The organism is Massilia sp. DWR3-1-1 (assembly GCF_049898325.1).
In the GTDB taxonomy this organism is placed as follows: Bacteria; Pseudomonadota; Gammaproteobacteria; order Burkholderiales; family Burkholderiaceae_D; genus JAFCUW01.
On sequence record NZ_JAFCXL010000024.1, the window covers coordinates 42597 to 68258 of the forward strand.

Consider the following 25662-nt stretch of genomic DNA (forward strand, 5'->3'; position numbering starts at 1 on the left):
ACAGACCACAAGAAGAAGCCGCAGCCGATGACCGATCGCTCCACCCCGAACGCCCCCCTGAACGCCGCCAAGTCCGGGTTGCCGCCCGTGCCCGGCGCCCGCCGCGACGACGCGCGCGCCAAATCGAGCCTGGCCACGCTCAAGGGCCTGCTGCCGTTTCTCGCGCCGTACCGTCGCCAGTTCGCCTTCGCCGCCATCGCCCTGCTGGTGGCCGCCTGCGCCACGCTGGCCATCCCGGCCGCCTTCAAGCAGATGATCGACCTCGGTTTCGGCCCCGCCGCGGGCGCGCGCAGCATCCGCAACGTCAACACCACCTTCCTCGCCCTGTTCGGCGTGGCCGCCGTGCTGGCCATCGCCACCGCCGCCCGCTTCTACATGGTGTCGTGGCTGGGCGAGCGCGTCACCGCCGATATCAGGAGCGCCGTCTACCGCCACGTGGTCAGCCAGAGCCCGACGTTTTTCGAAACCACCCAGACCGGCGAAGTCCTCTCGCGCATCACCACCGACACCACCCTGATCCAGTCGGTGGTGGGCACCAGCATCTCGCTGGCGCTGCGTAACACCCTGCTGTTCATCGGCGGCCTGGTGATGCTGTTCATTACCAGCGTCAAGCTGACCTCGATCATCCTGGGCCTGATGGTGGTGGTGATCGTGCCCATCGTGCTGTTCGGCCGCCGCGTGCGCAGCCTGTCGCGCGACTCGCAGGACCGCATCGCCGACGCCTCGGCGATGGCCGGCGAAATCCTCAACGCCATGCCGACGGTGCAGGCCTTCACCCACGAACAGATCGAATCGACCCGCTTCCAGGGCTCGGTCGAAGCGGCTTTTTCCACCGCCATGCGGCGCATCCGCGCCCGTTCGCTGCTGACCATGCTGGCCATCGTGCTGGTGTTCGGCACCATCGTCTTCGTGCTGTGGCTGGGCGCGCACGCGGTGCTGGAAGGTAGCATGACGGGCGGCGACCTGGGCCAGTTCATCCTGTATGCGTCGATCGTCGCCGGTTCCATCGGCGCCCTGTCGGAAGTGATGGGCGAAGCCCAGCGCGCCGCCGGCGCCACCGAGCGCCTGCTTGAGCTGCTGGGCGCGGCATCGAGCATCGTCAATCCGCCCGCCCCCGTCGCGCTGCCGCTGCGCGCCGCCGGCGGCGCCGCGCTGGCACTGAACGAAGTCACCTTCCACTACCCGTCGCGCCCCGACAGCGCCGCCCTGTCGCAGCTGAACCTGGCCATCGCGCCCGGTGAAACGGTGGCCCTGGTGGGCTCTTCGGGCGCCGGCAAGACCACCCTGTTCCAGCTGTTCCTGCGCTTTTACGATCCGCAGGCGGGCGCCGTCACCCTCGACGGCGTCGACATCCGCAGCCTCGACCTGCACACCCTGCGCGAAGCGATCGGCATCGTCCCCCAGGACACCGTGATTTTCTCGGCCGACGCCATGGAAAACATCCGCTACGGCCGCGCCGGCGCCAGCGACGCCGACGTCATCGCCGCCGCGAAACAGGCCGCCGCCCACGAATTCATCGAACGCCTGCCGCAGGGCTACCAGTCGTTTCTGGGAGAACGGGGCGTGCGCCTGTCGGGCGGCCAGCGCCAGCGCATCGCCATCGCCCGCGCGCTGCTGAAAAATCCGCCGCTGCTGCTGCTCGACGAAGCCACCAGCGCCCTCGATGCCGAATCGGAGCGCCTGGTCCAGCGCGCGCTCGAAGCGGCCATGGTCGGCCGCACCACCGTCATCATCGCCCACCGCCTGGCCACCGTGCAGCGCGCCGACCGCATCCTCGTCATGGAAGACGGCCGCATCGTCGAAACCGGCACCCATGCCAGCCTGGTCGCCCAAGGTGGCATCTACGCCAACCTGGCGGCGCTGCAGTTCCACGTGGGCCACGTCGAGACGGCCGCGCTGCCTGTGGCGGTCTAACTCTCTTGCACTATTACTGCAACGCAACAAATTCAGTTATAATTGCTGTCACGCAATTAACTGAAAGAATATATGCCCCAGCGATTCCTGCCCTTTCGCGACTGGAGCGTTGGCGCTCGCATCACTTCGGTGACCATCGCGCTGGTCGGCGCCATCCTGGCGGCACTGTTCATGATGATCAGCCTGACGACGTCGAAAATGCTCGAGACGCGTGCGCTGCAGGCCACCAAAGACGATTTGCGCGGCGTGGTCAACATGGTGGAAATGTTCAACAAGGCGGTCGCGAGCGAGGCGGCCAGTTTCAGCCGCCTGTTCGGCAGCGACTTCGACGGCAAGTTCAGCCTGTCGGCCGATCAGCAAGTGACAGTGGGCGCCCAGCAAGTGCCATTGCTGCTCAACGGCGACAAAGCCGTCAACCTTGATTTCACCATCCCCGACCAGTTCACCGCACAAACGGGTGGCGTGGCCACCGTGTTCGTCGCCAAGGGCGACGACTTCGTGCGCGTGAGCACATCCTTGAAGAAAGAAAACGGCGAGCGGGCCATTGGCACCATGCTCGACCGCGCGCACCCCGCCTACGCGCTGCTGCGCGCCGGCCAGACCTTCCAGGGCCCGGCCACTTTGTTCGGCAAGCAATACATGACCCGCTACGAGCCCGTCAAGGGCGATGACGGCAAGCTGATCGCCGTGCTGTTCGTCGGCGTCGACATCAGCACCGACCTGGCCGCCCTGAAGGCCAAGATCAGTGCCATGAAGGTGGGAGAGACGGGGTATTTTTATGTCATCAATGCCGCGCCCGGCAAGACGCAGGGCCAACTGATCGTGCACCCGACGCGCCTCGGCGAGAACTTCCTGGAAGAAAAGGCCGCCGACGGCCGGCTGTTCGTCAAGGAAATGCTGGAGAAGAAGACTGGCCAGCTCAGCTACGCCTGGCTCAATGCCGCCGCCGGCGACCGTGCCGCCCGGGACAAGCTCGTCAGCTTCGACACCATCAAGGAATGGAACTGGATCGTCGCCGGCGGCACCTTCCGGGACGAGATCACCCACGAGGCCGATGCCCAGCGCATGGTCATCATGTCGTTCTGCATCGCCGCGCTGGCGCTGTTTGCCGTGCTGCTGTACCTGATGGTGCGCGCCAGCGTGACGCGCCCGCTGGCGGCGGCCACCGATGCCGCCGTCAAGATCGCCGCCGGCGACCTGTCGGCCAGCATCGTGCATCACCGGCGCGACGAAATCGGCCGCCTGGCCGAAGCGATGAACGGCATCAGCGCCAACCTGTCGTCGGTGGTGGGCAAGGTGCGCGAAGGCGCCGAGCACATCGCCACCGCCTCGCGCGAGATCTCGAGCGGCAACATGGACCTGTGCGACCGCACCGAGCAGCAGGCCGCCAACCTGGCCGCCACCGCCGCCTCGATGGACCAGATGACCAGCACCGTGCGTGAAAACGCCGACAGCGCCCGCCAGGCCAACGAGATGGCCCGCAACGCCTCGAATGTAGCGGAAAAAGGCGGCAACATGGTCGCCCGCGTGGTTGACACCATGGCCTCGATCGACGAGTCGTCAAAGAAGATCGTCGACATCATCGGCGTCATCGACGGCATCGCCTTCCAGACCAATATCCTGGCCCTCAATGCCGCCGTCGAAGCGGCGCGTGCGGGCGAACAGGGCCGCGGCTTCGCCGTGGTGGCCTCGGAGGTGCGCAACCTGGCCCAGCGCAGCGCGGCGGCGGCGCGGGAAATCAAGACGCTGATCGGCGCCTCGGTCGACCAGGTGCAAATTGGCAGCAAACTGGTGCAGGATGCCGGCGCCACCATGGGCGAAGTGCTTGCCAGCGTGGGCCGCGTCACCACCATCATGAGCGCCATCAACGCCGCCAGCTCGCTGCAAAGCGAAGACATCGCCCGCATCAACAGCTCCGTCAACGACATGGACCAGGCCACCCAGCAGAACGCGGCGCTGGTCGAGGAAGCCAGCGCGGCGGCCCAGGCAATGCAGGACCAGGCGGTCGAACTGGCCAGCGCGGTACGGGTGTTCAAGCTCAATGGGGCCCAGGCCGGCGCTGCCACGCGTCACCTGGCGCTGGCCGAGTAAGCGGTGTAGAGTAGCGCTTCATTTTTCCTGGAGCGCCGCATGCCCGATGCCGATCTGCTGTCCGCCTGCCATACCGTCCTGCCAGGGCACCGCGCGCGCGCGCCGGCGCGCATGTTCGCCGACATGGCCGCCTGGTGCGAGCAGCACGAGGTCGCCCACGACGTCTACGGCAGCGGCGCGCTGATCGAGCAGTTCGAGCGCAAGGTGGCCGACCTGCTCGGCTTCGAGGCCGCGCTGTTTTGCATCAGCGGCACCATGGCGCAGGTCACCGCCCTGCGCCTGGCCTGCGAAGACCGCGGCAGCGCGCTGGTGGCGCTGCATCCCACCTCGCACATCCTCGTGCACGAATCATCGAACTACCAGTTGCTGGGCCACTTCGACGCGCTGGCCGTGGGCGATCGCCACCGGCCCTGGTGCGCGGCCGACCTGGCGGCGGTGCCCGACCGGCTGGGCGTGGTGGCGATGGAGATGCCGATGCGCGAGATCGGCGGACAGAATCCGTCGTGGGACGAAATCGCCGCCATCAAGGACCACTGCCGCGCGCGCGGCGCCCACCTGCACATGGATGGCGCCCGCCTGTGGGAAGCGGCGGCCGGCATGCATCGCACGCCGGCCGAACTGGCGGCCGGTTTCGATTCCGTCTACGTGTCGCTCTACAAGGGCATTGGCGGCCTCGGCGGCGCCATGCTGGCCGGCAGCACCACCTTCATCGCCCGCGCCGCCGCCTGGTGCCGCCGCCAGGGCGGCAACGTGGTGCACCGTTCGCCCTACGTGGTGGCGGCGGCCATGCAGTTCGACCAGCGGCTGGCGGCGATGCCGGCGTATTTCGCCCGCACCGAGTGGCTCTACGGGGTGCTGGCCGACTTCCCCCGGCTGCGCGCCAATCCGGCCCGCCCGCAGGCGAACATGCTGCACCTGCACCTGCCGGTCTCGCGCGAGCGGGCGCTGGCCATCCGCGACCGGGTGGCGCGCGAACACGGACTGTGGCTGTTCGGCCGCGCCAACCACGCGGCGCTGCCCGATACCAGTTACGTCGAACTGTACGTGGGCGACAATCTGCTGGCCCTGGCCGACGCACAGGTGATCGCGGCATTGACCCTGTGGTCCGACGCGCTGGGCGAAGCCAGCTGACGCGGGCGGAGCCGTCGTTGTAAAATACGCCAATTATCTTAGCGAGTCCCCATGCGCCAGTACCTCGATTTCATGCGCCACGTGCGCGACACCGGCGCCGTCAAGACCGACCGCACCGGCACCGGCACGCTGTCCGTGTTCGGCTACCAGATGCGCTTTGATTTGCAGGACGGCTTCCCGCTGGTGACCACCAAGAAGCTGCACCTGAAGTCGATCATCCATGAGCTGATCTGGTTCCTGCAAGGCTCGACCAACATCGCCTACCTGAAGGAAAACGGGGTGTCGATCTGGGACGACTGGGCCGACGCCGACGGCAATCTCGGCCCCATCTACGGCTACCAGTGGCGCAACTGGCCCACGCCCGACGGCGGCCACATCGACCAGATCGCCCAGGTGCTCGAGCAGATCAAGACCAGCCCGGACTCGCGCCGCATGATCGTCTCGGCCTGGAACGTGGCCGACATCGGCAACATGAAGCTGCCGCCTTGCCACGCCCTGTTCCAGTTCTACGTCGCCGACGGCAAGCTGTCCTGCCAGTTGTACCAGCGCAGCGCCGATATTTTTCTCGGTGTGCCCTTCAATATCGCCTCCTACGCCCTGCTCACCCACATGGTGGCGCAGCAGGCGGGCCTGGCGGTGGGCGAGTTTATCTGGACCGGCGGCGACTGCCACCTGTACGCCAACCACCTCGAGCAAGTCGAGCTGCAATTGTCGCGCGAACCCCAGCCGCTGCCGCAACTGCTGATCCGGCGCCAGCCGCCATCGCTGTTCGACTACCGTTTCGACGACTTCGAGATCGCCGGCTACGCGCCGCATGCCCATATCAAGGCGCCGGTGGCGGTGTAAAGACAGGCCGAGTGCCCGCAAAGGGCGCTCAAAAGACCGTTCCATGGTCCGCCAGCGATTGCCCCCGGCGTGCCAACCAGGCAGGCGCGCACCTTCTGCCCCACAAAACCAGCGACGCGGCTGAAAGCGCGAAAACACACTGAACGCATCGATCAGCCCTATATGCTGGTCGGTGCCCTGCTGCGCCCGGAGACCTCCCCCCGGCGGCGCGCTACCCCAATTTCAGAAAGAGGCCCCGCATGTCCTATCAAAGCATCAACCCGAATGATGGCAAAACGCTCAAGTCGTTCGAGCATTTCAGCCCGGCGCAGCTGGAAACATCGCTGGCGACGGCAGCAAGGTGCTTCCAGACCTGGAAGCACACCAGCTACCAGCAACGCGCCGCCATCATGACCCGGGCAGCAGCGCTGCTGCGCGCGCAGGTCGACGACTTTGCCAGGCTTGCCACGCTCGAGATGGGCAAGCGACTCGGCGAAGCACGCGCAGAAGTCATTTTCAGCGCCGATATCCTGCAATACTATGCGGACCATGCCGAAGATTTTCTGAAACCGGTCACACTCCACCCGAAGATTGGTGAAGCGCACATGGAAAGCAGCCCCCTCGGCGTGCTGTTCTGTGTCGAACCGTGGAATTTCCCTTATTACCAGCTGGCGCGTGTGGCCGGGCCACAGTTAATGGCCGGTAATGTGGTGGTCGTCAAACACGCGGCCTGCGTACCGCAATGCGCGATCGCCTTTGAAAAACTGTGGATCGAGGCTGGCGCGCCCGCCGGCGCCTACACCAATCTGCTGATCACGCATGAGCAATCGGGCACCATCATCGACGATCCCCGCATCAAGGGCGTGGCCTTGACGGGCAGCGTCGCCGCCGGGCGGACCGTGGCCGCCAGGGCGGGCCAGAATCTCAAGAAGACCTCGATGGAACTCGGCGGCAGCGATGCCTTCATCGTGCTCGAGGACGCCGACATGGACCTGACCATTCCGTGGGCGGTGTGGGGGCGAATGTACAACGGTGGCCAGACCTGTTGCGCGGCCAAGCGCTTCATCGTGCTCGATGCCGTCGCCGATGTCTTCCTTGAAAAGTTTTCGGCTGCCTTGTCGCGCTTGATACCGGGCGATCCGATGGACGAATCGACCACGCACGGTCCCTTGTCGAGCGAGGAGGCCTTGCTGCAATTGATCAAGCAGGTCGACAGTGCGGTGGAACACGGCGCCACGCTCGTGATGGGTGGCAAGCGGCTCGACCGGCCCGGCGCATTCATGGGCATCACCATCCTGACCGACATCGCGCCCGACAACCCGGCGTTCCGCGACGAGTTTTTCGGTCCCGTTGTATCGTTCTACCGCGTCAAGGATGAAGCGGCCGCCATTGCGCTGGCAAACGATTCGGACTTCGGCCTGGGCGGCTCGGTATTTACCCGGGACCTCGAACGGGGCAAGCGCCTTGCCAGTCAAATCGATACCGGCATGATGTTTATTAATAACATCGACTGGTCCGACGCGGCCTTGCCGTTCGGCGGCATCAAGTATTCGGGGTATGGGCGCGAACTGGGCAATATGGGTATCCAGGAGTTCGTCAACAAGAAGATGGTGCGCATCGCGCAGCAAAACGCGCCGGTCTGAGCGAACCCGTCAGGCTTGCGCCCGGCACGGGCCAGGCCGTGCTGGTCCCGTAAATTACACCATTACCGGTTCGTCCACGCGTGCGCTGGCGCCGTCGACGGAGCCTGGCCCGCGGGGCCCGGCCCGCGGGGCCCGGCCCAATCCAGGCCAGGCCTGAGCTGCCTTAGCGTTGCGCGTCCTCGTCCCCGATCAGCTTGAACTGCTTGAGCAAGTCGCTGATCTCGGTGCCTTCGAGTTTGCGCAGCAGCAGTTTGCGCAGGAAGTCCGGACCGGGGATGTCGAGGGCGCGGCCGTCGCGCAGGGGCGTGATGGCCGCCAGCAGCGCGCGGATATCGTAGGTGGAATTGAACACCTCCGGCACGGCGCGCTCGACATCGAGCAAGGTGTAGACCGCTTCCATCGCCGTGCGCACCGAATACTCGGTGGTGAAGATGCAGTCGCGCTCCTTCGTCTCGGCGAACTGGCCGATGAAGGCGAAATTGACGGCATCCTGCGGCACGATGTCAGGCCGGTCGCCAGCCTGGCGCGGCATGAAGAACGCGGTGATGTAAGGCATCATCACGGGCACCGTGCGGGCGCCGGTGGCGGCCAGCTCGACGATCTGGTCGACCGGCACGCCCAGGTGATACAGCCACTCCTGGGTGATTTCCTCGCCCGTGCAGTCCTGCATGGGCTTTTTGACGAAGTCGCCCGGCCTGTCGACGAACAGCGCGTACAGCCAGCCCACCACCTGGTCCTTCGGCTGCTGCTTGAAGTGGGGCTGGCGGCTGACCGTCCAGCTGAGCAGCCAGCTCGAGTCCTTGACCGTGACGATGCCGGCCGTGACGACCTTGCCGCTGAACGGGTCGCGCTTGGCGATCGCCTCGATGTAACGGGGAATGCGCGCATCGAGCGTGGTGACGGTGGCCGACTCCCACTTGGTCTCGGGAATATGGCTGCCGAACACATCGGGACGGCCAAACGCCGGGTCCTGCGCGGCAATGCGGCGCCACAGGTCCCAGGCGGGCGCCGGCCCTTCCTTGAGCCTGGCGGCGGTGTGATGGTCGCCATCGTCGGAGTTTTCCGTCAGCGAGCCGATGGTGACGAACACCAGGTCATCCGCGCCCAGGTCGACCCCGCCGGCCACGCCCTGCTCAAGCCAGTCGATGCGGGTGGCCTGCTTGCGCCCTGCCCCGATGTCGAAACCCACATCGGTCACTTCGACGCCGTAGCGGAACACCACGCCCCGGTCCGTCAACCATTTCACCAGCGGCAGCACCATCGACTCGTACTGGTTGTAGCGGTTGAACTTGAGCGAAGAGAAGTCGGCCAGGCTGCCGATGTGGTGGATGAAGCGGTGCAAATACAGCTTCATCTCAAGCGCGGAATGCCATTCCTCGAAGGCGAACATGGTGCGCCAGTACAGCCAGAAATTGCTTTTGAGGAAATCCTCGCCGAACACCTCGTTGATGCGCTTGTTTTCCATTTCGTCGCGGCTGGCCATGAACACCGACAGCAGCTCCTTCTGGGCGCGGTCGTTGAGGGTCAGCAGGGCCTTGTCGGCAACGTCCTGGCCGCACAACTGGGTGACGCGCTGCAGGGAAAAATTCGGGTCGTCCTTGTCGAGCCGATAAAACTCGTCGAGCACGCTGGCGTCCGCCATCTCGAGTGAAGGAATCGAGCGGTACAAGTCCCACAGGCACTCGAAATGCTGTTCCATCTCGCGCCCGCCACGGATCACGAAGCCTTTTTCGGGCACCTCCAGGCCGTCGAGCGCGCCGCCGGGAATCGACTGCTGCTCGAGGATGGTGATGCGCTCGCCGGCCACGCCGCCATCGCGGATCAGGAAGGCGGCGCCAGCCAGGCCGGCAAGGCCCGAACCGACAAACCACGCCGTTTTGCGCTCGGCCCCCGCCGGTGGGCGGGGACGAACGAAGGCTTCATAGTTTCCACTGCTGTAGTGCATATCTCATTCCTTTGGTGTCAATGTCGAGCCAGCGGCGGATGCCGGACTCGCTTGCTCCCAGTGCGCGCTGTCATGGAGTGTGCGCGGCGAGAAAACACGGGTGGCAAGAGTCTACAGCAGTGAGCAGATTGCAGCGCTGACAATATTTCTAAGGAACAGGGCCGGGCGGCGCAGGCCCTGCTGAGACCGTATCGACAACAGTTTCGGCCGTTTATACAGAAATTCATACCCCAAGGCAATTTTTCCGGCAAAATTACTATTGGTTAAAGATTCAGATGCCAACTTACTTACCAATAGTGATTTTATTCAGTCCAATGACCGTATCGACTCCTTTGCATTGCGCCAGCGACGCTGACCGAGAAACACGCCGCCTGAACGCCCTGCGCGCACTGAACCTGCTCGACACCGCCCCGTCCGAGGCGTTCGACCGCATCACCCGACTGGCCGCGCGCCTGTTCGACCTGCCCATTGCCGCCGTCTCCCTCACCGACAGCGACCGCCAGTGGTTCAAGTCGCGCGTGGGCACCATGCGCACCGAGATTGCGCGGGTGCTCACGCCATGCGATCTCGTCACCGCCGGCGAATCGGTGCTGGTGGTGGAAGACCTGCTGCGCCACCCTACCCTGTGTAACAGCGTGCTGGCGGCGGACGGCGTGCGCTTCTTTGCGGGGGCGCCGCTGTTCACCCGCGATGGCTATTGCCTGGGCGCGATGTGCGTGCTGGGCACCGCCCCCCGCAGCATGACGGCGCAGGACCTGGCGACGCTGCAGGACCTGGCAGCGATGGTGATGGCCCAGATCGAATTGCAGCACGCGCTGGGCCGGCTCGATCCCATCAGCGGCCTGCCCAACCGCACCGAATTCATCGAGGATTTCGACGACTTCTGCCGCGACCAGGGCGCTGGCGCCGACGCCGTCGCGCTGATGCTCAACCTGGCCAAGCCGGAAGAACTCGATGACGCCGTGCGCGTCATGGGGGTGGCCTATGTCGAGGAGATGATGGAGGAGGCGATCATCGTCCTGCGCACCTTCCTGGGGCCCGGCCACAAGATTTACCACGTGGGCGCGACCCGCTTCGTCTGCCTGCTGGACCGGGCAACCGACCACCGCGCCGCCGTCGCGCGCCTGCGCCAGATGCTGGCCGGACACGCCGACAAGGGCAGCGCGCGCTTCGTCACCACCGCCACCTTCGGCCTGGCGCCGTTTGTGACCGGTGTCAACGACGTCACCGGCGCCGTCGACGTGCTGCGCTGGTGCCACAGCGCCGCCCACGACGCGCTCGCCAAACCTGGCCTGGTTAGCGTCTACGACCAGCACCACGACGCCGTCTACCGGCGCCGCTTCACCCTGCTCAACGCCTTCGGTGCCGCGCTCGAAGGCGAGGGCCAGTTGCACCTGGAATTCCAGCCCCGCATCGACTTGCATAGCGGAAAATGCACGGGCGCCGAAGCCCTGCTGCGCTGGACCCATCCGCAACTAGGCGTGATTTCGCCTGGCGAATTCATCCCCGTCGTCGAACGCACCGCGCTCATGCGCGCCACCACCGCCTTCGTGCTCGAACAGACCCTGGCCCAGCTGGCGCGCTGGCAGGCGGCCGGCATCACGCTGGGCGCGTCGGTCAACGTCTCGCCGGCCAACCTGGTCGAGGCGGACTTCGCCGCCAGCGTGATTGCCGCCCTCGCCCGGCACGGGGTGCCGGCGGCCCGCCTGGAGCTGGAAGTGACGGAGACGGCCGTGATGGAAAAACACCAGCAGGCCAGCGCCGCCCTGGCCAGCCTGGCGGCGGCCGGCATTGGCCTGGCCATCGACGACTTCGGCACCGGCTACAGCAGCCTGTCCTACCTGCAGATCCTGCCCGCCGACGTCGTCAAGATTGACCAGTCCTTCATCCGCGCTGTCGTCAGCGACGAGCGCACGCGCGACCTGGTCGCCACCATGATCCGCCTGTCGCACTCGCTGGGCTACCGGGTGGTGGCCGAGGGCGTCGAGACCGCTGCCGTGCTGGAGACGGTGCGCGCACTGGGCTGCGACGAGGTACAGGGCTACTACTTTGCCCGCCCCATGCGCCCGGACGCCCTGCTGGCCTGGCATGCGACCCATGCGGCCGCGGCCGGGCAGCCCCTCAGATAACGCTGTTCCACGGCGCCGACAGGCGCATGGCGCAATTGATCAGCCCCACCATCGAATAGGTCTGGGGGAAGTTGCCCCACATTTCGCCCGTCACCGGGTGGGTGTCCTCCGACAGCAGGCCCAGGTGGTTGCGCGCGTCGAGCATGGCCTGGAACACGCCGCGCGCCTGGTCGATGCGGCCGATCCGCGCCAGCGCGTCGATGCGCCAGAAGGTGCAGATATTAAAGGCCGTTTCCGGCTTGCCGAAGTCGTCCGGCGCCTCGTAGCGCCGCATGTAAGGGCCGTCGCACAGCGATGCTTCGAGGGCGTCGACGGTGGCGATGAAGCGGGGGTCCATGGGGTCGATGAAATTGACCTCGGCCATGAGCAGCACGCTGGCGTCGAGGTCGCGGCCGCCGAAACTCTCGGCGAAGGCCTGGCGCTCGTCGCTCCACGCTTCGCGCAGCAGGCGCTCGCGGATCAGGCGGGCGCGCCCTTCCCACAGTTGCGCGCGTTCCGGCAGCGCCAGCTTGACGGCAATTTTCGCCAGGCGGTCGCACGCCGCCCAGCTCATCAGGACCGACGAGGTGTGGATGCGGGCGCGCGTGCGCAGCTCCCACATGCCCGCGTCCGGCTGGTCGTAGACGCGGAAAGCTTGTTCGCCCACCGCTTCGAGGGCATTGAACTCGGGCAGGCCCGCCTTGCGGAACAGGCGCTGGTCGAAAAACGCCTGGCTGGCGCCCAGCACGATGTTGCCGTAGACGTCATGCTGGAAATGCTCCTGCGCCTGGTTGCCCACGCGCACCGGCTGGCAGCCCCGGTAACCCGTCAGATGGTCGAACTGCGACTCCGGCAACTGCTCTTCCAGGCCGATGCCGTACAGGGGCTGGATATGGCCGCCCTTGGCGCGCGCCACCACGTTACTGAGCCAGCGCAGATAATCTTCCATGGTGCCCACTTCGGACAAGCTGTTGAGCGCGCGCACCACGAAGAAGGCGTCGCGCAGCCAGCAGTAGCGGTAGTCCCAGTTGCGGCTGCTGCCGGGCGCTTCGGGAATGCTGGTGGTCATGGCGGCGATGATGGCGCCGGTGTCCTCGTACAGCGACAGCTTGAGGGTGATGGCGGCGCGGATGACCACGTCCTGCCACTCCAGCGGCAGGGCCAGGCGGCGGCTCCAGGTGCGCCAGTAGGCGATGGTTTCCTTTTCGAACAGGTGGGCCGTGTCGGCAATGCCGTCGGCCAGCGTTTCGTCCGGCCCCAGCATGAAATTGACGGTGCGGTCGAGCAGGAAGAACGCTTCGTCGAGCACGTAGCTGAGCGAGGCGTCGGTATTGAGGCGCAGCGTCTGGTCCGGCCCCACGTAGCGGATATGGTGGCTGCCGCGGGTGACGGCGGGCTGCTGGCGGCCCCAGTCGAAACGGGGGCGCAGGCGCACCCTGATGCGCACCGGGCTACCCAGCAGGCGCACGCGGCGGATCAGCATGAGCGGATGGAACATGCGGTCGCGGCTCTTGAAGCGGGGCGCGAAATCGGTGATTTCAATGCCGCGCCCGCGGCTGTCGAACAGGCTGGTGCGCAGCACCGCCGTGTTCGGCTCGTAGATTTGCTCGCTGCGGGCGAAATCGTCGATCTCGATGGACCACAGGCTGGCGTTCTCGCTGGCGTCGAGCAAGCCGTTGAACACCGGGTCGCCGTCGAAACGGGGCAGGCAGCACCAGACGATGCTGGCCTGGCGGTCGATCAGCGCGGAAAAACCGCAATTGCCCACCACCCCGCAATTGAGCGAAGCGGGGGCGCGGCCGGTATCGGCGGCGGGCGTGGCGGGCGTGGCGGTGGTCTGCTCGGTCATTCGATTCTCCTTAAAAGCGTGCTTGCTACCTGGTCGAGCGCCGCGAACAGGGCGCCCGGACTGTCGATGCGACACTGCGCGATGCTATGGCCCGGCCCCACCTTGATGCCGACGCCACCGGCCCGCTGCACCATGTCGAAGCCGGCCTCGTCCGTCAGATCATCGCCCACGAACAGGGCCAGGTGACCGGCGAACGGCGCCTCGTCGAGAAAGGCGCGGATCGCCGTGCCCTTGTCGACCCCGGCCGGCTTGATCTCCGCCACCATCTTTCCCTTGAGCAGGACCGTGCCGGGGCAGTGCCGCACCGCCTCCGCCATGCTGCTGTCGCACAGGGGCCCCAGCTGGGGCGCCTGGCGGTAATGCAGGGCCAGCGCGCCATATTTTTGTTCGACCCACAGGTCCGGGTGGATCACGGCCAGCGCTTGCGCGGCAGCGAGCACGCTGCGCATGTCGGGAATGGCGGCCTGGTGCAGGCGGCCGTCGGCGTCGCGCCGTTCGAGCCCATGCACGCCCGCTACCGGCAGGCGCAGGGGGAACAGCATGGCGTCGATCTGGGCGACGGGGCGGCCGGAAATGAGCGCAAGCTTACCGCCCAGCAGCACTTGCAGGCGTGCCAGCAGGTCCAGCAGCGGCGCCGCCACGCGCACCTGTTCGGGACGCTCGGCCAGCTCGACCAGGGTGCCGTCGAAGTCGAGGAACAGGCCATGGTCGAGCCAGCCCAGGCGCCACAGCGGCGCGGCATCGATCACGCTGGGGCCCTGGCCCGGCACGGTGGCCGTCACGCGCGCCGCCGTGCCGCGAGGCGGCTGTGCAGGTCGATTTTCGACATCACATGGTCGCGCTGGCGCAGGCGCGCGGCGTCCTGCAGCATGCGCCCGGCCCAGCGGTAGACATTGAAGTCCTTGACCCGGCGCCGCATGCTGCGCATGCGCTCGCGCTGTTCCACGGGCGGCATCGACAGCGCTTTTTGCAAGGCTTCGGCGCCCTGCTCGATATGGTAGGGGTTGACGATCAGCGCCTCGTGCAGCTCGCGGGCGGCGCCGGTGAACTGGCTCAAGATCAGCACGCCTTTCTCGTCGTCGCGGGCAGCAATAAATTCCTTCGCCACAAGGTTCATCCCATCGTGCAAGCTCGTCACCATGCACACATCGGCGGCGCGGAAATACACCGTCAATTGCGCCTGTTCGTGGTGGGCGATTTTCAGAATGATAGGCGCGTGCTGGCCGCGCGCAAAGCGCGCGTTGATGCGGTCGGCCAGCTTGCGCACGCGCGCCTCGAAATTCTGGTACTCGTCGAGCGAGGAGCGGGTGGGCGCGGCAATTTGCACAAACGAAAACCTGCCGATCATCGTGGGATCGAGTTCGAGCAGGCGCTCGACGGCGTCGAAGCGCTCGATGATGCCCTTGGTGTAATCGAGGCGATCGACGCCAATGCCCAGCAGATGGTCGGGCGGCAGGCCCAGTTCGGCGCGCACCCTGGCGCGGCAGGTGTCGACGCTGAGGGCAGCGTCGTCCGGCTCCGGCCAGGCGATCGAGATCGGGTACTGCGCCACCTGCGTCAACTGGCCGCCGTAGCTGATGGTGGAGGCTTCCTGCTCGATGCGGGTTTCCAGGTAGCGGTCGACCGTGTCGAGGAAATTTTTGCGGTGGAACGGCGTGTGAAAGCCCAGGATGGTGCTGCCCAGCATGCCGTCGAGAATTTCCTCGCGCCACGGGCAAATCCCGAAGGACTCCGAGTTCGGCCAGGGAATGTGCCAGAAGGTGATGATGGTGGCCTTCGGCAGCACCGCCCTGACCATCCGCGGCAACAGGGCGAAATGGTAATCCTGCACCAGCACCACCGGGTTGTCGCTGGTGGCCTCGGCGATGACGGCGTCGGCGAAGCGCTGGTTGACCTTGACGTACTGCTCCCAGTCGGACGAGCGGAACACGGGGCGCACGTGGGCGATATGGCACAGCGGCCACAAGCCTTCGTTGGCAAAGCCATAATAATAGCCCTGCTCCTCCTCGGGCGACAGCCAGACCCGCCGCAAGGTATAGCTGGGATGCTCGGGCGGCACCCGCACGTGGGCGTGGCGATCGACCGTCTGGTGGTCGGCCGAGCCGGCGCCGTGGGCGATCCAGGTGCCCGAGCAGGCGCGCATGACCGCTTCGACCGCCGTCACCAGGCCGCTGGCGGGGCGCCGCACCTCGATGCCGCGCGGGGTCAGTTCGTGGATGTAGGGCTCGCGGTTCGACACCACCAGCACCTGGTCGCCTGCCAGGTCTTGCTGGAGCAGGTCTTTCAAGGTGTCGCCCGTCCATTCGCCGCTGCCCGCGCCCTCGCCCTGGCGGTCGAGGTGGTAGTCGCGCAGCATCTGGCGCAGATCGCCCGCCAGCGGCTGCATGTCGGGCGGCGTGTCCACCTTGGCGCGCGGCATCAGTTCACCGCGCAGCATGTCGCGCACGCCTTCGACCCAGCCGCGCCAGCTCAGGTGGGCGATCAGGACAGTGATCAGTGAGATGGCCAGCGCCAGCAGGGCAAAAAAGCCGAGGATGTATTTTTTCGTGTCGGCGCTGCGGCGCTCGATGAAACTCATGTCGTGCACGAGAATCAGGCGGCCCATGTCGACACCGTCCTGCGTCAGCGCGCTCTCGGCCACGTGGACCGGTCCTTGCGGCAGGCGTACCAGCGATTTTTTGTCCGGGTCGGCCTCGAGCGAATGCCAGCAGCCCAGCGAGGCGGGATAGGTGGCGGTTTTGTAGCGCAGCACGCCCCTGGCGTCGCAATAGCCGACCGCGTACAGGCGTTCGTCCTGGATGGCGCGGTCAAACAGCTGGTTGATGCGGTTCGATGCCTTTTGCGGCAAATATTCCAGCAAGGGCTCCTGCAAGGTGCGCGAGAGCAGTTGCGAGCGCATGTCGAGGTCGCGCATGAACCAGCGCACCGTGAAATTGTCCATCAGGGGGATCACCAGGTAGCCGAACAGGGCCAGCACCAGCGCCAGCGGGACGATGAACCGCAGGGAAAGTCCGATCGAGCGAAATTTCATGAAGGATCCTCTTGAGAACGGCGCCCACGCCATCGGCACCGGCAAGCGCGCGGCGTGGCGCCGCGACCACGGCGTACGCCATGAATTTTAATTGATGCAAATGTAGTTATCCTGAAGGCAATTTTACATCAGGTGGCGCGGGAGGCGCGCACGGCTGTGCGGCCAGCGCCGCCGGGGCGCCGCCAGGTGGGGCGGGAGGATCTGGGCCCGCAGGGGGCGAGGCGAAGGCCGGCGGGCGCTGGCCCCGCTGGCAAGCAGGCTTAGCCCAGCGCGAGCCGGCGCGTGGCAGGCGGGGCGGCGGGCAAGGCGACCTGCGCGCCACCGAGTTGGAACACGCGCACCACGTCGATCAGGCCGGCCGTCAGTTGCTGCAGCGACTGGGCGGCGGCGGCCGACTGCTCCACCAGCGCCGCATTTTGCTGGGTGGCGCCATCGATTTGCACGATGGCCTGGTTGACCTGGGCGATACCGGCGTCCTGCTCGCGGCTGGCGGCGGAAATTTCGGCCACCACGGCGCTCACTTTGCCCACGCTGGCGACGATCACGCGCATGGTGTCGCCGGCGGCGGCCACCAGCGTGCTGCCCAGTTCGACCTGGGCGCTGGACGCATCGATGAGCGCCTTGATTTCCTTGGCGGCCGTGTTCGAGCGCTGCGCCAGGTTGCGGACCTCGGCGGCAACGACGGCGAAACCGCGCCCCTGTTCGCCGGCGCGCGCCGCTTCGACCGCCGCGTTGAGCGCCAGGATATTTGTCTGGAAGGCGATCGATTCGATGACGCCGATGATGTCGGCGATCTTGCGCGAGGCAGTGTCGATGGCGCCCATGGTGCGCACGACGTCGTCGACCACGGCGCCGCCCTTGACGGCCACGCCGGCGGCGCCCGCGGCCATCTGGTTGGCCTGCAGGGCATTGTCGGCATTGTGCTTGACGGTGGAGGTCAGCTCCTCGATCGAGGCGGCGGTCTCTTCCAGCGAACTGGCCTGCATCTCGGTGCGCGATGACAGGTCCATATTGCCGCTGGCGATCTCGCCGGCGGCGGTGGCCATCACTTCGCTGCTGTCGCGCACCTTGCTGACAATCATGTGCAAGCTGAGCCGCATGGCATTGAGCGCCGCACTGAGCTGACCGGTTTCGCTGTGGTCGCGTGCATCGTGGGCGAGGTCGCGACTGAGTTCGCCGCCGGCAATCGCGCTGGCGAAGTCCACCGCATCCTTGAGCGGGGCGATGATCGACCGGGCCACCAGCAGGCCGCACACGAAGGTGATCGCCATCGACAGGACGACGATGAGGACGATCAGTTGGCGCGAGCGGGTGACGACGGTGACGCCGGCATCGCGCGCGCCGGACGAGTCGGCGGCGATCACGTCGCTCAGTGCCTCCATGCTATTTTCCAGCTTGTGAAAGTGCGCGGTGAAATCGGCGAAGCCGGCCTGGGCGGCCGGCCGGTCGCTTGCCGCCTGCCCGATGATCTGGCGCACGCTGGCCAGGTAGGCGGTGGCATCGGGCCGCACCTTCGCCATCGCCGCCAGCAGGGCCGGCTCGCGCGTGTGCTTCTCCATCGAGGCCAGCAGTTTTTCCAGCAGCGCCCCGTGTTCGGCGGCGCCGTCGGCCGCTTCCTTGTGGCGGGCGGCGCCGTCGACGCTGCCGGCTTCGCCGGCCAGCATGGCGGCGAGCACGTCGGCGCGCAGGGCGTCATGGGCCTGGTCGGCCTGCAACTGGTCCTTGATGGCGATGCCGTTGTCGGTGATGCCCTCCATGGCCAGTGCGAGCCGGCCCACCGCGGCATAGCCGATCAGGCCGACAATGGCGACAAACAGGAGCGCGGCCACATTCAGGAAAAGCAGGCGCTGCTTGATGGAGAAAAACATGGCGTATCCTGACATGAGGAAAACGGCGCCCGCGGCCGCTAGAGCTTGAACGACAGGCCGACGGTGATGGCCCGGTCAGGGGTATTGCGATTGAGGCCGGCCGAGACGGCGGCGTCGAGCTGGCACTGGGGCGTGAGCAGCCAGGCGGCGCCCACATCGAAGCTGAGCAGCGAGCCGCCGCTGCGGGCGCGGGCGATGCGCGGCGCCGACAGTTCGACGAAGCTGCGCCAGCGCGGGGTCCACTGCTTGCCCAGCACCACGCCAAAAATGCCGCTGGTGAAGCGGCGCCCGTCTTCGGCCCGTTCGCTGGCCAGGCCCGGCATCACCCCCAGCGACATTTCACTACCGAGCTCCCATTCGGCCACGCCGCGCAGGGACGGACGCACGCCATCGCCGCGCACGGCGCGCGCGCCGCTGGGCAGGTCGGCGTGCAGCAGCAGGCCGAGGCCGGGCGCGCCGCCCTCGCCGGCGCCGTCGCGCACGTGCCATTTCACGCCCAGCGAGGTGTCGGCCATGCCGCTGGCATTGTCGCTGGCCGCGCCGCGCTGCCAACTGCGCACCCGGCCGTCGGTTTCGACGCGCAATTCGAGGTCCTCGCTCACGCCGATGCGCAGCAGCGTGGGCGTCGACGTGGCGCGCGTGGTGACGCCGTCGCGGCCGCTGCGCTCGGCCGCCAGGCTGGTCTCAACCTGCAGGCGGCCCTTGCCGACGACGGCGCTCGACTCGACGAAATCGGGACGGTCGGTGACGATGCTGTCGTCGCCCTCACCGGTACTGGCATGGGCGGTGCCCGCGAACAGCAAGCTGGTCAGTGCCAGGGCCACGGCCGTGGCCAGGCAGTTGTGTTGGATGTCGAACAGTTTCCTCATGGAATCATTCTACCGCACAATGGCACTTGATCGCAGCCCTGCAGAGTGACTAGCCCGGGGCGATGATGGCGCCTTTCACGACTTGACAGGGGCGCTCGCCGGGCGCTGGCCGGGCAGGGTAAAATACGCGCGGCCCCATCAACCCCACCACCGTGCCCATGCCCCACCGCTTGCCCCCATCCTCCTGCCTCCTGTGCGCCGCTTGCCTGCCCCGGAGCGGCGCATGACGCGCCCCGTCATTTCGCTGGTCGTCGCCATGGATGCCGGGCGCGGCATCGGCATCGACAACGCCCTGCCCTGGCACCTGCCGGAAGACCTGGCCCATTTCAAGCGCGTCACCACCGGCCACCCCATCATCATGGGCCGCAAGACCTTCGATTCGATCGGCCGGCCGCTACCGAACCGCCGCAACATCGTCGTCACGCGCGATGCCGGCTGGACCCGGGCGGGGGTCGAGACGGCCGGCTCGCTCGAGGCGGCCATCGCGCTCGCGGGCCAGGTCGACGCCTGCATCATCGGTGGCGCGCAAATTTTCGCGCAGGCGATCGATGCGGGCCTGGCCGGCCGCATGGTCGTCACCGAAATCGACCAGCACTACCCATGCGACACTTTTTTCCCGCCCCTGCCAGCCGGCTGGGTGGAAACGGCGCGCGAACGGCAGCAGTCCGCCAGCGGCGTCCACTATAGTTTCGTCACCTACGAGAAAGCACACTGATATGTCCGGAGATGGTTTTCACGTACACGGCCCGCACGATCACGCGGTCGAACACGCCGCCCACGGCGGCGACAGCTTTTCCAACAACATCGCCGTCATGACGGCGATCCTGGCCACCGTGGGGGCGCTGTTCGGCTACCTGGGCGGCGCCACCCAGAACGAGGCGGCGATGTTCAAGAACAACGCCGCCATCGACAAGACCGAGGCGGCCAACGCCTGGAATTATTACCAGGCCAAGTCGAACAAGCAGAACCTGGCCGAACTGGCCATGGTCCTGCCCGGCGTCGATCCCACCAAATACAAGGCCGACATGGCCCGCTACGAGACCGAAAAGGGCACCATCAAGAAGAAGGCGGAAAAATTCGAGGCCGCCTCCGATGAATGGAACCACCGCTCCGACGCGGCCATGCACGCGCACCACCAGTGGGCGCTGGCGACGACGGCCGAGCAGATCGCCATTTCGCTGGCGGCCATCACCCTGCTCACGCGCAAAAAATGGATGATGGCGGGCGCCTACGGGGTGGCCGCGGTGGGCCTGGTGCTGGGCGCCTTCGCCTGGCTGCACATCGATCCGCTGGGCGCGCTGCTGGGCGCCGCCAGCGTGGCCCACTAGCGCTGCTGGTGGCAGATGCCCGGGCAGGCGTGCGGGGCTCGGGTCCGCAGGTAGGCTAAGCTTCTGTTAATTATTTTTTCACCGAATTGCGGCTATTTCTGCGAAAATCCGCATCTTGTTTCGTATTGGTGCCGTGAACAGTCGCCCCGCCCCCCTGGCGCGGACGGCGCTCACGGCACTTCGCTTTGGAGCTGCCCATGAAATTTCGTTTCCCCATCGTCATCATCGACGAGGATTTCCGTTCTGAAAACACGTCCGGCCTGGGCATTCGCGCGCTCGCCGATGCGATGGAGAAAGAAGGCATGGAAGTGCTCGGCGTGACCAGCTACGGCGACCTGTCGCAGTTCGCCCAGCAGCAGTCGCGCGCCTCGGCCTTCGTGCTGTCGATCGACGACGAGGAATTCGGCGGCGGCTCCGTCGAAGAGACCGACTTCGCGCTGGTGGCCCTGCGCTCGTTCGTGCGCGAGATCCGCCACAAGAACGCCGACATCCCCATTTATATCTACGGCGAGACGCGCACCTCGCGCCATATCCCCAACGATGTCCTGCGCGAGCTGCACGGCTTCATCCACATGTTCGAGGACACCCCCGAATTCGTCGCCCGCCACATCATCCGCGAGGCGAAGTCCTACCTCGACGGCCTGGCGCCGCCGTTCTTCCGCGCGCTCGTCAACTACGCCAACGACGGTTCCTACTCGTGGCACTGCCCCGGCCACTCCGGCGGCGTGGCCTTCCTCAAGTCGCCCATCGGCCAGATGTTCCACCAGTTCTTCGGCGAGAACATGCTGCGCGCCGACGTCTGCAACGCCGTCGAAGAACTGGGCCAGCTGCTCGACCACACCGGTCCCGTCGCCAAGTCCGAGCGCAACGCCGCCCGCATCTTCAACGCCGACCACTGCTATTTTGTGACCAACGGCACCTCGACCTCGAACAAGATGGTCTGGCACTCGACGGTGGCGCCGGGCGACATCGTCGTCGTCGACCGCAACTGCCACAAGTCGATCCTGCACTCGATCATCATGTGCGGCGCCATTCCCGTGTTCCTGATGCCGACCCGCAATCACCTGGGCATCATCGGTCCCATCCCGCTGGAAGAATTCACCCCCGAGTCGATCGCCCGCAAGATCGAGGCGAACCCGTTCGCCCGCAACGCCGTCAACAAGAAGCCGCGCATTCTCACCATCACCCAGTCGACCTACGACGGCGTGGTGTACAACGTCGAGACCCTGCGCGAAATGCTCGACGGGAAAATCGACACCCTGCACTTCGACGAAGCGTGGCTGCCGCACGCCACCTTCCACGATTTCTACAAGAATATGCACGCCATCGGCCGCGACCGGCCGCGCGCGAAGGAGTCGATGATCTTCTCGACCCAGTCCACCCACAAACTGCTGGCGGGCCTGTCGCAGGCCTCGCAGGTGCTGGTGCGCGAATCCGAATCGGTCAAGCTGGACCGGGACGCTTTCAACGAAGCCTACCTGATGCACACCTCGACCTCGCCGCAGTATTCGATCATCGCCTCGTGCGACGTGGCCGCGGCCATGATGGAAGCGCCCGGCGGCACGGCGCTGGTGGAAGAATCGATCTTCGAAGCGCTCGACTTCCGCCGCGCCATGAAAAAGGTCGACGAAGAATTCGGCAGCGACTGGTGGTTCAAGGTCTGGGGCCCCGACACCTTCTCCGAAGAAGGCATCGGCACCCAGGACGACTGGATGATCCGCGCCGAGGACGACTGGCACGGCTTCGGCAATCTCGCCCCCGGCTTCAATATGCTCGACCCGATCAAGGCCACCGTGGTCACGCCGGGCCTGTCGCTCGACGGCCAGTTCGGCGAGACCGGCATTCCCGCCTCGATCGTCACCAAGTACCTGGCCGAGCACGGCGTCATCATTGAAAAATGCGGGCTGTATTCCTTCTTCATCATGTTCACCATCGGCATCACCAAGGGCCGCTGGAACACCCTCGTGACCGCCCTGCAGCAGTTCAAGGACGACTACGACAAGAACCAGCCGCTGTGGCGCATCCTGCCCGAGTTCTCGCAGATGAACCCCCGCTACGAAGCGATGGGCCTGCGCGACCTGTGCCAGTCAATCCACGATTTCTACAAGGCCTACGATGTGGCGCGCCTGACCACGGAGATGTATTTGTCGGACATGATCCCGGCGATGAAACCGTCGGACGCGTTCGCCAAGATGGCGCACCGCGAAATCGAGCGGGTCGCCATCGAGGATCTCGAAGGGCGCATCACGGCCATCCTTCTCACCCCCTACCCGCCCGGCATTCCCCTGCTCATTCCCGGCGAGCGCTTCAACAAGACCATCGTCGATTACCTGCGCTTCGCGCGTGACTTCAACGAGCGCTTCCCCGGCTTCGAGACGGACGTGCACGGCCTGGTCAAGCGCGAAGTCGATGGCAAGCGCGGTTATTTTGTCGACTGCGTGCGCAGCGATGCGATCATGCCGCTGTAACTAGCGGCTGCGGCAATAAAACAAAAGGCGTCCGCGGACGCCTTTTTTCATGTTACTGCGCGGGCGGCACCGGCACCGGTGCGGGAGCGGGCGCGGGAGCGGGAGCGGGCGCGGGGCTGGCCGGCGTGCCCTGCAGTGCGCGCATCGCTTCGCGCGCCGCCGGGGTGTCCGGGTTCACCCCGGCCGCCTGCAGCGCATTGCGCACGGCGTCGTTGCCGGTCACACCGCCGAAGCTGTAGCGCAGGCCCACGTACAGGCGGCGCTGCTGCACGGTGGTGTCGGTGCGGTCGCGCAGCAGGCCCGTGTCGACCCGAAAATCCTGCCGGGTCGAGCGCAACACGTCGTTGGCACGCAGGTTCAGCGACAGGCGCGGGTTGAACTTGTGTTCATAGGCCAGGTTGATCACGCCGAACGGCTCGCGATAGCCTTCGCCCGACAACTGCTTACCCTGGTGAAATGCCATCAGCGTGAGCACGTCGACGGCGCTGATCTGCCATTGGCCGCCGCCCTGCAACTGCAGCGAGGGCGCGGTGCGCTTCTGGCCCGTCAGACCGGTCGCATCGAGACGGTCCTGCTCGATAAAGCCCCAGTTGCCACTGAACATGAAACGGATGTTCGGCATGGCCATGCCGCCCAGCCGCAGGTTCGGCGGCACCATCCCCATCACGGAAAACTCCAGCCCGCCGCTACGGCGGTCGCCCAGGTTGTCCTTGGTGGTGAGCAGCGTGTTTTCGCTCAGGAAAATGCGGCGGTCGGTGATGACGTCCGATTCGCGGCGCAGGTAGCCGCGCAGGCTGGCAGGGGCGATGCCCATCACGCGCGTTTCGTAACCGAGTTCGAGCGAGTGCAGCTTGACCGGGCGCAGGTGCGGGTTACCGGAACTGACATAGTAATCGTTGGCGTAATTGATAAAGGGGTTGAGCTCGCCCGCGGCGGGCCGCGAAATGCGGTCGGCGTAGGACAGGCGCAGGTTCGAATTCTTGTCCAGCTTGTAGGTCAGGAACAGGCTGGGCAGGTAACTGAGGTAGCGGTCGTCGGCCACGATGGCGCTGGTGACCTGGTCCAGGTCGAGCGCGGTGTGCTCGACGCGTAAGCCGCCCTTGAACGACCACAGGGGATTGAGCGGCATTTCGTAGCTGCCGTAGGCGGCCAGCACGTCCTGGTCGAGCTTGAACAGATTGCTGCGCCGGGCGTCGGGCACCAGGCCACTGAGGAACAGGTAACGATTGTCGATCGACTGGGCGTTGCGCTGCCAGCGTCCGCCCGCGGTCAGGAAACCGGGCCCCAGATTGCCCGAGTAATCGCTGCTCAGGTCGGTCAGGCGCACCCGCGTTTCGCCGTTTTGCGTGTAGTCGCGCAGCACCGGCGCACCCGCGCCCGGCAGCAACAGCGCCTGGTAGAGCGTGGCCGTGTCGTTGATGTTGGTGTTCGACGAGTGGCGCAGGTCCACCTTGAGCGTCTCGCCGTCGGCAGCGAAGCGGCGCTCGAACCCCGTCACCAGTTCGACGTTGCGGGCCTGGCCGTCGGTGGCGCGGCCGGTGCGGTAGTCGACCAGCGGCAACTGGCCCGTGCCGAAGTCGGTGAACCGCTCGTTCTGGCTGGCGTCGTTGCCGCGCTGGTTGACCGACACCGAGGCGGTGAGCGTGTCGCGGGCGTTGTAGTTGTAGCGCCCGCCAACGCCCGCTTGCACGAAATTGCTGATGGCCTCGCGGCTGGCCTGCTGGCGCAAGCGGCTCAGTGCGCCCGTGACGGGATCGATGCGTTCGCGCGTTTGCACGGTGTCGCTGTCGCTGCCGTCGCGGCGCACGTTGAGGGTGCCGTTGACTGACGCGTAACCGGCGCTGTAGCTGCCGTTGGCGAAGGCGTTATGGCGGCCGCCCGGGCCCACATTGGCCACCACGCTGCCGTTGCCGCCGGGCTTGGTGTAGCGGCGCGAAATCAGGTTCAGGATGGGGCCGCCGCCGGCTTCATTGCCGAATTCGGCGCCCGGGTTGTTGATCACCTGGACCGATTCATAATTTTCCGCCGGCAAGGCGTTGATGGCGGCCGCCCGGTTCTCGCCCTGCAACTGGGCGGTCGGCTTGCCGTCGACCAGCACGGTGACACGCTCACTGCCCCGCAGGCGCACGGTGCCGTTCGGATCGACGTTGACGGAAGGGACATTGTTCAAGATGTCGCCGATCGAGGCGCCCGCCGTGCTGGCGCCGCTCTTGATCTCGTAGACCTGGCGATCGACCCGGTTGGTGTCGCGCTCGCTGACCACGTTGACCACCTGCACGGGGCCGGTGGGTGCCGGCAGCGGCGCGGCCGCCCTGGCGCTGGCGGGCGCGGGGGCGTCGGTCTTGCCGCTGGTCGCCACGACCGGTTCGACGGCGACCGTCTGCGCCGCTGCGTGGGCACCGAGCAAGAGCAGCACGATGGCCGCCGGGACGGCCCTGCGGGCGAAAGGGAGAGGGGTGGGACGGCAAGCTGGGGCGGTCTCAAGTATCAAGTGCAACACCGGGTTAATGAATCGAATCGGCCTGCAATTGTAGCCGAGCCATGTGTTCGGTATAAACCACCAGAGGCGACTTCCATCCGAGCGTTTCCCGT

Annotated in this window: 16 protein-coding genes; 9 read left to right on the forward strand and 7 right to left on the reverse strand. The window is 66.2% G+C overall.

Annotated features, from left to right (window positions below):
- The first annotated feature begins 27 nt into the window (after window positions 1-27).
- The 5 genes from ACP7EY_RS20755 to ACP7EY_RS20775 all read left to right on the forward strand — a co-directional run bounded on the left by ACP7EY_RS20755 (window position 28) and on the right by ACP7EY_RS20775 (window position 7604).
- On the forward strand, window positions 28-1914 hold the full coding sequence (locus ACP7EY_RS20755) for an ABC transporter transmembrane domain-containing protein (RefSeq protein ID WP_426196993.1): 1887 nt from the start codon (window positions 28-30) through the stop codon (window positions 1912-1914).
- 72 nt (window positions 1915-1986) lie between these two features.
- A complete protein-coding gene (locus ACP7EY_RS20760; protein WP_426196995.1) occupies window positions 1987-4005 on the forward strand; it encodes a methyl-accepting chemotaxis protein in 2019 nt (672 codons plus the stop codon).
- Window positions 4006-4044: 39 nt separating this feature from the next.
- A complete protein-coding gene (locus tag ACP7EY_RS20765) occupies window positions 4045-5136 on the forward strand; it encodes a threonine aldolase family protein (protein ID WP_426196997.1) in 1092 nt (363 codons plus the stop codon).
- A gap of 51 nt (window positions 5137-5187) precedes the next feature.
- A complete protein-coding gene (locus ACP7EY_RS20770; protein ID WP_426196999.1) occupies window positions 5188-5982 on the forward strand; it encodes a thymidylate synthase in 795 nt (264 codons plus the stop codon).
- Between the two features lie 239 nt (window positions 5983-6221).
- Window positions 6222-7604 (forward strand): NAD-dependent succinate-semialdehyde dehydrogenase, encoded by a 1383-nt coding sequence (locus ACP7EY_RS20775; protein ID WP_426197001.1) that lies wholly within the window; start codon window positions 6222-6224, stop codon window positions 7602-7604.
- Between the two features lie 163 nt (window positions 7605-7767).
- Here ACP7EY_RS20775 and ACP7EY_RS20780 read toward each other — a convergent pair whose 3' ends face one another.
- A complete protein-coding gene (locus tag ACP7EY_RS20780; protein ID WP_426197003.1) occupies window positions 7768-9549 on the reverse strand; it encodes an oleate hydratase in 1782 nt (593 codons plus the stop codon).
- A 314-nt stretch (window positions 9550-9863) separates the two neighbouring features.
- Here ACP7EY_RS20780 and ACP7EY_RS20785 point away from each other — a divergent pair, with 314 nt between their 5' ends.
- Window positions 9864-11678: a putative bifunctional diguanylate cyclase/phosphodiesterase gene (locus tag ACP7EY_RS20785; RefSeq protein WP_426197005.1), complete on the forward strand. Its 1815-nt coding sequence runs from the start codon at window positions 9864-9866 to the stop codon at window positions 11676-11678.
- On the opposite strand, the gene ACP7EY_RS20790 is transcribed toward ACP7EY_RS20785, so the two are convergent.
- The 5 genes from ACP7EY_RS20790 to ACP7EY_RS20810 all read right to left on the reverse strand — a co-directional run bounded on the left by ACP7EY_RS20790 (window position 11671) and on the right by ACP7EY_RS20810 (window position 19274).
- The gene (locus ACP7EY_RS20790) at window positions 11671-13506 is read right to left on the reverse strand and encodes a glycoside hydrolase family 15 protein (protein WP_426197006.1); all 1836 of its coding nucleotides are present in this window, start codon (window positions 13504-13506) and stop codon (window positions 11671-11673) included. The two genes, ACP7EY_RS20785 and ACP7EY_RS20790, sit on opposite strands and share 8 nt — an antisense overlap.
- The gene (gene otsB / locus ACP7EY_RS20795) at window positions 13503-14288 is read right to left on the reverse strand and encodes a trehalose-phosphatase (RefSeq protein ID WP_426197007.1); all 786 of its coding nucleotides are present in this window, start codon (window positions 14286-14288) and stop codon (window positions 13503-13505) included. Before otsB ends, ACP7EY_RS20790 begins: the two co-directional genes overlap by 4 nt.
- Window positions 14285-16537, reverse strand: a complete 2253-nt coding sequence (locus ACP7EY_RS20800; RefSeq protein ID WP_426197009.1) for an alpha,alpha-trehalose-phosphate synthase (UDP-forming) — start codon at window positions 16535-16537, stop codon at window positions 14285-14287. The genes otsB and ACP7EY_RS20800 overlap by 4 nt, the downstream gene beginning before the upstream one ends.
- Window positions 16538-16797: 260 nt before the next feature.
- Complete coding sequence (locus ACP7EY_RS20805; RefSeq protein ID WP_426197011.1) at window positions 16798-18405, reverse strand: methyl-accepting chemotaxis protein; 1608 nt, start codon at window positions 18403-18405, stop codon at window positions 16798-16800.
- 38 nt (window positions 18406-18443) lie between these two features.
- Entirely contained in the window at window positions 18444-19274 is an 831-nt protein-coding gene (locus ACP7EY_RS20810) for a transporter (protein ID WP_426197013.1), read from the reverse strand.
- Between the two features lie 223 nt (window positions 19275-19497).
- Between ACP7EY_RS20810 and ACP7EY_RS20815 the strand changes: the two genes are divergently transcribed.
- The 3 genes from ACP7EY_RS20815 to ACP7EY_RS20825 all read left to right on the forward strand — a co-directional run bounded on the left by ACP7EY_RS20815 (window position 19498) and on the right by ACP7EY_RS20825 (window position 23070).
- A complete protein-coding gene (locus ACP7EY_RS20815) occupies window positions 19498-19989 on the forward strand; it encodes a dihydrofolate reductase (RefSeq protein ID WP_426197015.1) in 492 nt (163 codons plus the stop codon).
- A gap of 1 nt (window position 19990) precedes the next feature.
- Window positions 19991-20602: a DUF4337 domain-containing protein gene (locus ACP7EY_RS20820; protein WP_426197017.1), complete on the forward strand. Its 612-nt coding sequence runs from the start codon at window positions 19991-19993 to the stop codon at window positions 20600-20602.
- A gap of 197 nt (window positions 20603-20799) precedes the next feature.
- Window positions 20800-23070 (forward strand): Orn/Lys/Arg decarboxylase N-terminal domain-containing protein, encoded by a 2271-nt coding sequence (locus tag ACP7EY_RS20825; RefSeq protein WP_426197019.1) that lies wholly within the window; start codon window positions 20800-20802, stop codon window positions 23068-23070.
- Between the two features lie 52 nt (window positions 23071-23122).
- Here the strand turns inward: ACP7EY_RS20825 and ACP7EY_RS20830 are convergent, their stop codons facing one another.
- Window positions 23123-25486: a TonB-dependent receptor domain-containing protein gene (locus ACP7EY_RS20830; protein ID WP_426197020.1), complete on the reverse strand. Its 2364-nt coding sequence runs from the start codon at window positions 25484-25486 to the stop codon at window positions 23123-23125.
- Window positions 25487-25662: the final 176 nt, after the last annotated feature.